The 10437-nt window shown below is 56.8% G+C and carries 11 protein-coding genes and 1 other RNA gene; 3 read left to right on the top strand and 9 right to left on the bottom strand.

Annotated features, from left to right (window positions below; genetic code table 11):
• The first annotated feature begins 102 nt into the window (after positions 1-102).
• Positions 103-585 (top strand): 2-C-methyl-D-erythritol 2,4-cyclodiphosphate synthase, encoded by a 483-nt coding sequence (gene ispF / locus QZ292_RS07630; RefSeq protein WP_294600152.1) that lies wholly within the window; start codon positions 103-105, stop codon positions 583-585.
• A gap of 88 nt (positions 586-673) precedes the next feature.
• On the opposite strand, the gene gap is transcribed toward ispF, so the two are convergent.
• The 9 genes from gap to ffs all read right to left on the bottom strand — a co-directional run bounded on the left by gap (position 674) and on the right by ffs (position 7362).
• Positions 674-1678 carry a type I glyceraldehyde-3-phosphate dehydrogenase gene (gene gap / locus QZ292_RS07625; protein ID WP_294600150.1) on the bottom strand — a complete coding sequence of 335 codons (1005 nt, stop codon included), beginning with the start codon at positions 1676-1678 and terminating at the stop codon, positions 674-676.
• 154 nt (positions 1679-1832) lie between these two features.
• Positions 1833-2780: a glycosyltransferase family 2 protein gene (locus QZ292_RS07620; protein WP_294600148.1), complete on the bottom strand. Its 948-nt coding sequence runs from the start codon at positions 2778-2780 to the stop codon at positions 1833-1835.
• 15 nt (positions 2781-2795) lie between these two features.
• On the bottom strand, positions 2796-3377 hold the full coding sequence (locus tag QZ292_RS07615; RefSeq protein ID WP_294600146.1) for a DUF4199 domain-containing protein: 582 nt from the start codon (positions 3375-3377) through the stop codon (positions 2796-2798).
• 18 nt (positions 3378-3395) lie between these two features.
• Positions 3396-4010 carry an L-threonylcarbamoyladenylate synthase gene (locus QZ292_RS07610; protein ID WP_294600154.1) on the bottom strand — a complete coding sequence of 205 codons (615 nt, stop codon included), beginning with the start codon at positions 4008-4010 and terminating at the stop codon, positions 3396-3398.
• A gap of 123 nt (positions 4011-4133) precedes the next feature.
• On the bottom strand, positions 4134-5180 hold the full coding sequence (locus tag QZ292_RS07605; RefSeq protein WP_294600143.1) for a BF3164 family lipoprotein: 1047 nt from the start codon (positions 5178-5180) through the stop codon (positions 4134-4136).
• A 33-nt stretch (positions 5181-5213) separates the two neighbouring features.
• Positions 5214-5753: a hypothetical protein gene (locus QZ292_RS07600; protein WP_294600140.1), complete on the bottom strand. Its 540-nt coding sequence runs from the start codon at positions 5751-5753 to the stop codon at positions 5214-5216.
• Between the two features lie 6 nt (positions 5754-5759).
• Positions 5760-6755: a 6-bladed beta-propeller gene (locus QZ292_RS07595; RefSeq protein WP_294600137.1), complete on the bottom strand. Its 996-nt coding sequence runs from the start codon at positions 6753-6755 to the stop codon at positions 5760-5762.
• A 61-nt stretch (positions 6756-6816) separates the two neighbouring features.
• The gene (locus QZ292_RS07590; RefSeq protein ID WP_294600133.1) at positions 6817-7137 is read right to left on the bottom strand and encodes a hypothetical protein; all 321 of its coding nucleotides are present in this window, start codon (positions 7135-7137) and stop codon (positions 6817-6819) included.
• A gap of 126 nt (positions 7138-7263) precedes the next feature.
• Positions 7264-7362: signal recognition particle sRNA small type (gene ffs / locus QZ292_RS07585), an RNA gene on the bottom strand.
• Between the two features lie 103 nt (positions 7363-7465).
• Between ffs and mltG the strand changes: the two genes are divergently transcribed.
• Together mltG and lnt are read left to right on the top strand one after the other, a co-directional pair.
• The gene (mltG, locus tag QZ292_RS07580; RefSeq protein ID WP_294600130.1) at positions 7466-8542 is read left to right on the top strand and encodes an endolytic transglycosylase MltG; all 1077 of its coding nucleotides are present in this window, start codon (positions 7466-7468) and stop codon (positions 8540-8542) included.
• Between the two features lie 25 nt (positions 8543-8567).
• Positions 8568-10133 carry an apolipoprotein N-acyltransferase gene (lnt, locus tag QZ292_RS07575; RefSeq protein WP_294600127.1) on the top strand — a complete coding sequence of 522 codons (1566 nt, stop codon included), beginning with the start codon at positions 8568-8570 and terminating at the stop codon, positions 10131-10133.
• Positions 10134-10437 lie beyond the last annotated feature (304 nt).

The following is a 10437-nucleotide window of genomic DNA, read 5'->3' as shown; positions in this document are numbered from 1 at the left end:
TTAGCATCCTCTAAAGTTTTTCTGGTTCTCTTTGTTCACAAAGAGAACAGTACCCTCCCGGGCAAAAACAGATAATCGAAAGGTTAAAAGTACGAAATAAAGATGAAAAAGATACGTATCGGGAACGGATTCGACGTGCACGCCTTGCAAGAGGGACTGCCCATGTGGTTAGGCGGCATCCGTATTGAACATAATAAAGGCTTTGTGGCTCACTCCGACGGCGACATACTGATCCACGCCTTGTGCGACGCCCTGCTCGGCGCCCTCGCCTTGGGAGATATCGGACTGCATTTCCCGGATAATGCACAAGCATTCAAAGGGATAGACAGCAAGATTCTGTTACGGAAATGTGTCGGGCTGGTGCACGAGAAAGGATTCGAGATAGGAAACGTCGACTGCACCATACTGGCACAGGCACCGAAATTACGGCCCTATATCGACCGGATGCGGGAGACGCTGGCTCCGATCTTGGGGATCGCCATTGATGAGGTGTCCGTCAAGGCGACGACCACCGAACGGCTCGGGTTCACCGGCCGGGAGGAGGGAGTGGCGGTTTATGCGACTGCCCTGCTCTATCAGAAATAAGAAAGCACCTCCACCAAGAAAAAAAGAAGAGGGCATCTTGAGTAATTCAAGATGCCCTCTTCTAAGTCTAAAGTAGAAAGGCAAACGCCTACTTAACCGTGTTCATGTGCTGAATGAGTTCAACCACCTTATTGGAGTAGCCCCATTCGTTGTCGTACCACGAAACGACCTTCACGAAGCGCGGAGTCAGCTGAATCCCTGCCTTTGCGTCGAAGATCGAAGTGCGTGCATCGCCCAGGAAGTCGCTCGAAACGACAGCGTCTTCGGTATACCCGAGGATACCTTTGAGTTCGCCTTCCGAAGCTTCTTTCATAGCCTTGCAGATTTCGTCGTAGGTCACATCCTTGGCCAGGTTACAAGTCAGGTCGACTACCGAAACATCCAGCGTCGGCACGCGCAGCGACATCCCGGTCAGTTTCCCGTTGAGCGCCGGAATCACCTTACCTACCGCCTTGGCAGCCCCGGTCGAAGAGGGGATGATGTTGCCCGAAGCAGCCCGTCCGCCGCGCCAGTCTTTCATCGACGGCCCGTCTACGGTCTTCTGGGTAGCCGTGGTCGAGTGTACGGTGGTCATCAACCCGTCGACCATACCGAACTTGTCGTTCAGCACCTTAGCGATCGGCGCCAGACAGTTGGTCGTACAAGAAGCGTTCGACACGATGGTCTGCCCTTTGTATTCCTTGTTGTTAACCCCCATCACGAACATCGGGGTGTCGTCTTTCGACGGAGCCGACATCACGACGCGTTTCGCACCCGCCTGGATATGCTTTTCAGCAAGTTCCTTGGTCAGGAACAGCCCGGTAGATTCAACGACGTATTCGGCACCGACTTCGTTCCATTTCAGGTTGGCCGGGTCTTTTTCAGCGGTCACGCGGATGGCGTTGCCGTTCACGACCAGTTTCCCGTCTTTCACCTCGATGGTACCTTTGAACTGCCCGTGCATGGTGTCGTATTTGAGCATATACGCCATATAGTCCACCGGCACGAGGTCGTTAATCCCAACGATTTCGATGTCGCTTTTGGTCATTGCAGCCCGGAACACCAAGCGGCCGATACGGCCGAAACCGTTGATACCTACTTTGATTTTAGACATAGTTGTGAGTTTTTATTGTGTTTGTTCAAGAATCCGTTGCCGTCGCCGGGGAGAGACTCCCCGAATCCGAGTGCAATTTTAATCATTTTTTCAAATCTGCGCAATTTTTGGGGCCCGTTTCTTCATCCGCAGGGATAAAAACCGTCTCCTGCCGCTACAGCCGCTCGTCCACCAGATAGTGGTTCCGCTCCGGCGCCGAGCGGTTGACCATCTCGCCGAGGAAGCCGGCCAGGAAGGTCTGCACCCCCAACCCCACCGCCAGCAGAGCGATATAGAACAACGGCTGGTCGGTCACCGGCCGCAGCGGCAGCCCCTGCCCCTGCAGCCAGAGCTTTTCGGCGATCAGCCAGACGGTGATCCCCAGCCCGACCAAAAACATCACTGTGCCGAGTCCGCCGAAAATATACATCGGCCGACGCCCGAACCGGGTCATGAAGAGCACCGTCAGCAGGTCGATATAGCCCTTGATCATCCGCTCCCAGCCGAATTTCGAGACCCCGAACTGCCGCGCCCGGTGCTGCACGACCTTCTCGCCGATGCGCCGGAACCCGGCCTGCTTGGCCAGTATCGGGATAAAGCGGTGCATCTCGCCGTAGACCTCGATCGACTTGACCACTTTCTTCTTATAGGCCTTGAGTCCGCAATTGAAGTCATGCAGCTTGATTCCGCTGGCGCGCCGCGCCGTCCAGTTGAAGAACTTCGACGGCAGGGTCTTCCCCACCGGATCGTACCGTTTGCGTTTCCAGCCCGACACCAGGTCGTAGCCCTCCGCGGTCACCATCCGGTAGAGCTCCGGAATCTCGTCCGGCGAGTCCTGCAAGTCGGCGTCCATCGTAATCACCACGTCGCCCTGCGCCGCGTCGAATCCGCAGTACAAAGCGGGCGACTTCCCGTAATTCCGGCGAAACCGGATCCCCCGCACCTCCGGATACCGTTCCCTGAGCTGCGTAATCACCGCCCACGACCCGTCCGTGGAGCCGTCGTCCACAAAAATCGCCTCGTACGTAAAACCGTGCTCCGCCATCACCCGCGCCACCCACTCCATCAGCGGCACGAGCGACTCCTCTTCGTTATACACCGGAATGACCAGCGATATATCCATAACTCTCCCGATTGCTTATTGATTAACCCGATACCGCACGACCGCGGAAGTAAACAACGCCACGAAACCGCCCTGAAGCACCATCGCGAACATTCCGCCGACGACCATAAACGGCAGGCTGTGCATCATCGCCATCACCTCGCGCCCCTCCTGCACCGTGAGCATGCCGGCCCGGAGATAGATCGTCAGCGCCTGTTCCAGCGTCCGCCCGAAATAGACCGGATCGACCACCTCCAGCAAAAGAAACATCCCCGTTCCGTAGATAATTCCGCTCAACAGACAGATCCACAACGAGAATCCGAAGGCCTTTCCGTAGGTGAATCCCGGCCCCCGCAACGCTGCCGCGCGCCGTCCGTAGGTGACCAGCACGGTTATCAGCACGACCAGCGGAACGATCGAAAGCAACAGCCCGATCCACCCCGTCCGCACCTCGCGCAAAAGATACTCCAGCCCCATCATCGCAAACAGAGCCAGCCCCAACACCAAGCCGCCGGTGAGCCATTCGGCCCGGTATTTTTGTTTCCAGTCCGGCTCGGGCCCCGGCAGCCGCCGGTCGGTGCCGGTTTCCGCCTCCTGCGGACGTTCCTGTTCTTCCATAATTATCGATGAGTCCGATTAAAATTCCAGTTCCCGCAATCCCTGCCGCACCACTTCGACCTCGCCGTCCTGCGTGCAGTCCACCACGGTCGAGGCATGCACGTCGCCCATCCCGCCGTCAACCACGGCATCCACCGCGGCATACCGTTCCCGGATCAGTTCCGGGTCAGTGATGTATTCGATCTCGTCGCCCACATCGTCCGTCCGCACCGAGGCAGTGACGAGCGGCATCCCAAGCTCCCGCACAATGGCCTGCGCGATGGAGTTGTCCGGAATCCGCACGCCGACCGTCCGCCGTCCCACCATCACCTTGTCCGAAATCCGCGACGAGGCGGGCAAAATAAAGGTAAACGGCCCCGGCAGGTTATGTTTCAGGAGCTTGAAGACCCGGTTGTCCACTTTGGCATACTCGGCCACCTCGCCGATCTCGGAGCAGACGATGGAGAGTTCCATAGAGTCCTTTCCGCCGCGGATCGTCCGGAGCCGCTCGATCGCTTTCGGCTGATCGAGCGCGCACCCCAAGGCATAGACCGTGTCGGTCGGATAGACGATCACGGCGCCGCCTCGCAGCATGTCGACGACCTGCCGGACGGTGCGTTCGTTGGGATTCTCGGGATAGAGCTTGATAATCATACGGTACAAAGTTATCACATTTTAGCGACGGGGCGACAGCCTCCTGCGAAAAAAGCCCTGCGCGCCCCGGCCGGGACATGCAAGGCCTCTTCTTTTCCTAATGGCACGTCGCGCAATGCGCCGCTATTCACCGTCCGGCAGGTCGAACCGCACGAGCCGGAACTCGCCCGATTCGTCCACCCCCACAGCGTACAACGTCTCCGTCTGCGGATCGCAGCACAAAGCATCCAACCGGAAGTCGGTCTTATACAGCTTTTCGAGCCGCCCGTCCCAATCGAAAACCGCGATATGCGTCATCGCCGCCGGATCGTTCGTCCCGTTGTAGCAGGCATAGATACGCCGATCGGACGATGCCAAGGCTCCGAAACCGAAGGTCACCCCCTCGAACGAGGTAATCCGGCCGTCGTCGGTATGCGGAAAATCGGGTTCGATGAAACAGGCCACCCACCGCAGTTCTATCCGGCCGTCGATATCGAACGTTTCGAGAATCGCCCCGAACATACTCCCGTCCGCCATCTTCGTCCCGTCGGGCGAAATCGTAACGTGCGGCTGGTTGAAAGCCACTTTCATGCCGACTGTATCTTCTCCGGCCGGCACCTCGCCGTATCGTCCGATCACTCCGCCCTGCCGGTCGACCAGCGCGAACCGTTCGGGACGTTTCGTCGATTTGACGCCATTGCCACCCAATGCCAGCCTCCCGGCAGGCACCCGCCAGAGATTAGTCACGTGATTCATCGGTATGGCTTCGGAACGCGTCTCTTCGCCCGTCGCCCGCGCATTGCCTTTCAACAATGAATCGATCGAAAACGTAAGCAGTTTCTGAAACTGCGGATCATAAGCCCAGATTTCGTCTTCCCGCTCTCCCCGGCCGACGGTATTGATCAGAAAGGCCTCTCCGGGGCCCTTGCCCCCCGCACAGAAGCGGGTCAGAAGCCCTCCCTGCCGGTCGAACAGCCAGCACCGGTAGTCCGGATGGAAACCGGCCAGCACGATATGCTCGCCGACTACCTGCATATCGACCATTCCGGTCGTAGCAATCGAGTCGCAGAGCACCGTTCCGGCCAGCGGTTCCGCCTCTTCCAACGAGATCGGTTCATACCGCTGCACCGCTCCCTGCCGGCACCCAGCCAGCAACACGCAAACAAATAAAAACGGAATAGTTTTTCTCATTTCTGCAAACGATGAATCTTCATGCTTTTGACGTTATTTGTCACCCTTCCGCACCACACAAGCCGTTTGTTCAAAACGTGCCGCGGGCACCTCCGTACCACTCGCCGGCTTATACATATCGACGATCTGAAGCGAATCGTCCAATAATAACAAAATCGGGGTATTGACATACTTCAACTCCCGGCGGAGCAAGTCTCCCCGGTCGGTATAAATATAATCATAATAGCCATAACGTTGCTGCACCTCTGAGACATTGGCATCGATAGCCACCGCGACACACGACACCCCTTTGTCCCGCAGCCGCCCTAATGAGGCGAAGCCGGCATCCAGACAACTGCCGCAGTCCATGCCGTGGTAAATCAGCAACACACAATTATCCGACGGTACATCGTCCGGGGCCATTATCCTGGCCAGAGAAGAGATTCGCTTCCCCACCAGAAAGTCACGGATCATCGCCTCGTATTGCAGGTACGCCGTATCCTGAACGTGCTGCTCACCGACAGTCGAACGAGAAGAGCCGCCGCAAGCCCACAAAAATCCTGCGCCCAGCAAAAATATAAGATTTCGGAACATGGACAGTTAATGCTTCGGAAGCGGATACCGCTTGATCGACGACGACTGCGGCACAAATCCGTAAATATAGTCGTCGGTTACACAAGTTTTCAACACCCAATCCGGGAAATCATACTGCCGCACCCATTCTGCGCCTCCGTTCGACAAATCAAACTCCAACAACGCCGAATGGTCCAATTTATCATTCACATAAACAGAAGAGAGGATATACAAAGCATCCTTATGCAGGTATGAGTCTAAAAATATCAGATAAAAGCTATCAGGCGATGAGGCTATCGCCCGATCATTGACCATTTTCTGATACATAGCCTGCACCACAGGCACCGAAGAAATATCCACCGATTGTTCCAACTTCCGGTTTTCCACATTGTAGATTTCAATCACAGGAATAGACACAGGAACTACAATCAACCCATTGCCCCAAAGGTGGACATTCCGTTCATTTTGTCGTTTTGTTTTATTCGGATGCCCAAAATCCACAGTCTGACCGAACCAATTCAATTGCCCTGATTTACGATTGTAATCTATCAGAGTTTTCCCGGCAACTCCTTCCGGATAAGTATAAAAGAGATTGCCGGTATTCATAGCGAACCGGTAATTGAGCGGTATCTTCCTTTCCGGACTTTCAGAACCGCAGAACTGCCCGTCGGTCGTAAAACGCAGAATCCGCATTTTGGTCACATCCCCGACAAAAATGGTATCCTTCGAGATCACAAAATGCTCGATATAACCAAAATCCTGAGGCCCATGCCCCTGCATGCCGATCGTCTTCAACAGATTCAGGTTCGAATCCAACCGAAATATCTGACAGCGCTTCCTGTCAGCCATATAAATGCCTCCATCGTATTCACTGATACAAGGAATATCGCTAAAAAACGACGAATCGGACAATTGATTCATCACTTTATCCGACACCAGATCAACAATTTCTCGCTTTTCCGAATCAGAGCACGAAACCGACAAAAAAATCCACACTAATAAGATGTAGAATTTACTGTTCATATCCCAACGAATTAAATCTCCCCTGTTCAGATAAACAGGGGAGATTCATTTAATTTAGAATTTAGTAACAACCGGAACCCGCGACTCCATCGCAAATCACCGTTTTATATCCATCAGAAGATACAGCCGACTGACAGGACATTTGACCATGACATGTTATGGTTCCACCTGATTTGCAAGATGCCATCGCCACACAACCCTCTGGATTATCCGGATCCATATCTAGCCCTGGACGAAAGGGCACGGCCATTGCCTCAATATTAGCCAATGTCAAGTCCGACATCGGTTGCTTCGGCTGCGCCATTCGATAATTCAAATACGCGCCACCCACCAACAAACCACCCAATACTCCCAAGACGATCTTTTTAGATGTTTTTTTCATCTCTCTTTTTAAAGGATTAATAAATCATTTGCCACCGATTTCAATCATTTGACACACAAAATATAATATAAAAGGTAAAATTCAACAAAACCTTTCCAAGAGAACCACCCGCTCCGAAAAACAAAAAGTGGGTAAGCTACTTGCATCGCACCGCTACAACCGCCTACCCTTGCTGCCTTCCGGCCCTGGGGGATTCAGCAGGAGCTGGTCGTACAAGACTTACCCACGGCGCAAAAGTAAACCTTTTTCGCGATTTACCCAACCCGTTCCGACGATTTTCGATTTTTCCCTATCTTTGAACCATCACAAGAACCCTGTTTTTTCGTCCATGACCTCCACCCATCCTCATCGACATCCGGACGCCTCGCGCCGCCGGAAACTGGTCGCCGTTCTTCTCGTACTGGTTGCCGTGCTGCTCGTTCTCGGCGGCATCGTCGGATGGAAACAATACGATTACCGGTTCGGCACCGCCATCGTCCGGAACGGCGCCGTGAACGTGCCCACCGGCACCACGTTCGGAGCCCTGAGCCGGATGCTGGTCGACAGCGGCTACGTGCGGAACGGCCGGAAATGGATCGCATACGCCCGGGCTTTCGACCGCGACACCGTTCGGGCCGGCCACTATGCCTTGCAGAAGGGGGCGACCTATCGGACGGCCCTTTCGGCTTTCTGTTTCGGACGCCAGACCCCCGTACGGCTGACCTTCAACAACATCCGGACGATGGACCGGCTGGCCGGCGTCGTCTCGAAATACATCGAGGCGGACTCGGCGACCATCCTGCAAACGCTGACCGACCCGGCGGTCATCGCCGAGACCGGATTGACCCGGGCGACCTTTCCGTCGCTCTTTATCCCGAACACCTACGAAGTCTACTGGACGATGACCCCGCGCGAGTTCGTGGCCCGGATGCAGAAAGAGCACGACCGGTTCTGGAACGACGAACGGCGGGGACGAGCCGCAGAGCTGGGATACACGCCGGAACAGATCGCCACCATCGCCTCGATCGTCGCCGAGGAGACCAACTTCCGGGGCGAGATGACCCAGGTGGCGGGCGTCTACATCAACCGGCTGCGGAAAGGCATCCTGCTTCAGGCCGACCCGACCGTGAAATTCGCCGTGGGCGATCCGACCATCCGGCGCGTGCTGCACAAGCACCTGGAGTGCGATTCGCCGTACAACACCTATAAATACGCCGGCCTGCCGCCGGGGCCGATCTGCGTGCCGTCGATCGCGGCTCTGGACGCGACGCTCGCCTACGCGGAGCCGGACAAACGACACGACTATTACTATTTCTGCGCCCAGTCGGACTTCTCGGGACGGCACGCCTTTGCCCGCACGCTGCCCGAACACAGCCGCAACGCCGCGGCTTATGCCGCAGAGCTCAACCGCCGCGGCATCCGTTAATCCACCGCCAAGAAAATCGACCGACATGCTGAGAAAAATCCTCCTCACGTTGCTCTCCGCCCTGCTGTTCGCCCTGCCGTGGTGGGGGTGCGGCGGGTGGAGCCTTTTTTTCGCCTTCGTGCCCCTGTTCGTGCTGGGCGACGAGCGGCCCCGGTTCTATTGGCTCTGGGCGCTGGCGGCATTCACCCTGTGGAACGTCTCGACCACGTGGTGGGTGGGGATCGCCACCCCGGTGGCCACGTTCGGCATCCCGATCGGGAGCCTGTTCTTCACCCTGCTCCCTTTTCTGCTCTTCCACTGGCTGCGGTTCCGGGTGCCCCGTCCGATCGGGTGGGCGCTGTTCGTCACGCTCTGGATTACGTTCGAGACCCTTTTTCTCAATAACGAAATCTCGTTCCCGTGGCTGACGCTCGGCTACGGGTTCGCCGACACCCCGCAGGTCGTGCAGTGGTATGAACTGACCGGCGCGCTGGGCGGTTCGCTGTGGGTGCTGGTGGGAAATATCCTCTTCTACCGGTTTTGGAAGAACCGGCGCACCGGACGGTGGCGGGCTGCACTGCCGGCGATTTTGTGGGTAGCCTTGCCGGTCGGGGCCTCGCTGATCCGCTACGCTACTTACAAAGAGGGCGGAGAGGCGGTACGAGTGGCGGTGGTGCAGCCGAACATCGACCCGTACAACGAAAAGTTCGGCGGGCTGACCCCGACACAGCAGCGTGATATCATCCTCAATCTGGCGGCCGAATCTCCGCGCGACGTGGATTTCATCCTGACGCCGGAGACCGCTTTCGACGGCGATTTCTGGCTGAACGATCTGGACAACAACGCCGAAATCGACACCTTGCGCCGGTTCATGGGGCGTTTTCCGGAGGCGACTCTGGTGGCGGGGGCGACCACGCTGCTGCGCTATGAGGAGGGGAAGCCACACCGGCGGTGGACGCGCACCGACCCGATGTGGGGCATCTCGTACGACGTCTACAACAGCGCGCTGGGGATTTCGGCGGCCGATTCGAGCGTGCAGGTCTATCACAAATCGAAGCTGGTGGTGGGGGCGGAGCTGTTTCCCTATCCGAAGGTGTTCGGCATGCTGAAGTTTCTGAACATCGACCTCGGAGGCATCTCGGGTTCACTGGGGATGCAGGAGCACCGAACGCTCATCGTCAATCCCGAAGGGAGACGGGCTGGGGTGGCGATCTGCTACGAGTCGGTCTACGGAGAATTTTTCACGGAATACGTCCGCCGCGGGGCGCAGGTGATGTTCGTCATCACGAACGACGGCTGGTGGGGCGACACGCCGGGCTACCGGCACCACTTCAGCTATGCGCGGCTGCGGGCGGTCGAGACGCGCCGGGCGATCGCCCGCTGTGCGAACACGGGCATCTCGGGTTTCATCTCTCAACGGGGGGAGGTGCTCGACCGCAGCCACTGGGACGAACGGGACTTGCTGGCGGGCGACATCCGGTCGAACGACTCGCTGACGCCGTATGTCCGGGGCGGGGATTACATCGCTCGCCTGTCGCTGCTGGTACTGGGGCTCTGTGTGCTCTACTCGGTGGCGTGGCGATTCCGCAAACGCTCACTCCTCGATGAATAATTGTTCGTTTTGCTGTGTCTACCCGCAGGGAACCGTACCTTTTCTGAAGAACCGAGCGGCGTTACGCGAGCAGAGACCGCTTGCGGGCTATGCCGAGTTAGCGCGAGGAAGCCTTCGGGCAAAAGGTACCCAAAAGACTTTTAGATAGCTACGCTACTCCTTAGGCTCCGCAGTCCTCAGTCTCTGCGATTGCTTTTGGGTCGGGGTTGTAGCGCGCCAAAGGTTGTGATTGCATTAAGCGCGCTACAACTCCCGGCCCAAAGAAAGTCCGGGAGTTGGGCCGCCGGCAGCTTTAGGATGCGTA

The organism is uncultured Rikenella sp., assembly GCF_910577125.1.
Taxonomy (GTDB): Bacteria; Bacteroidota; Bacteroidia; order Bacteroidales; family Rikenellaceae; genus Rikenella.
This window is presented reverse-complemented; position numbering and strand designations above follow the sequence as displayed.

Excerpts from the sequence above, each read along its gene's own strand:
- ispF (WP_294600152.1), top strand. The coding sequence starts at position 103 with ATGAAAAAGATACGTATCGGGAACGGATTCGACGTGCACGCCTTGCAA.
- gap (WP_294600150.1), bottom strand. The coding sequence starts at position 1,678 with ATGTCTAAAATCAAAGTAGGTATCAACGGTTTCGGCCGTATCGGCCGC.
- QZ292_RS07620 (WP_294600148.1), bottom strand. The coding sequence starts at position 2,780 with ATGGATATATCGCTGGTCATTCCGGTGTATAACGAAGAGGAGTCGCTC.
- QZ292_RS07615 (WP_294600146.1), bottom strand. The coding sequence starts at position 3,377 with ATGGAAGAACAGGAACGTCCGCAGGAGGCGGAAACCGGCACCGACCGG.
- QZ292_RS07610 (WP_294600154.1), bottom strand. The coding sequence starts at position 4,010 with ATGATTATCAAGCTCTATCCCGAGAATCCCAACGAACGCACCGTCCGG.
- QZ292_RS07605 (WP_294600143.1), bottom strand. The coding sequence starts at position 5,180 with ATGAGAAAAACTATTCCGTTTTTATTTGTTTGCGTGTTGCTGGCTGGG.
- QZ292_RS07600 (WP_294600140.1), bottom strand. The coding sequence starts at position 5,753 with ATGTTCCGAAATCTTATATTTTTGCTGGGCGCAGGATTTTTGTGGGCT.
- QZ292_RS07595 (WP_294600137.1), bottom strand. The coding sequence starts at position 6,755 with ATGAACAGTAAATTCTACATCTTATTAGTGTGGATTTTTTTGTCGGTT.
- QZ292_RS07590 (WP_294600133.1), bottom strand. The coding sequence starts at position 7,137 with ATGAAAAAAACATCTAAAAAGATCGTCTTGGGAGTATTGGGTGGTTTG.
- mltG (WP_294600130.1), top strand. The coding sequence starts at position 7,466 with ATGACCTCCACCCATCCTCATCGACATCCGGACGCCTCGCGCCGCCGG.
- lnt (WP_294600127.1), top strand. The coding sequence starts at position 8,568 with ATGCTGAGAAAAATCCTCCTCACGTTGCTCTCCGCCCTGCTGTTCGCC.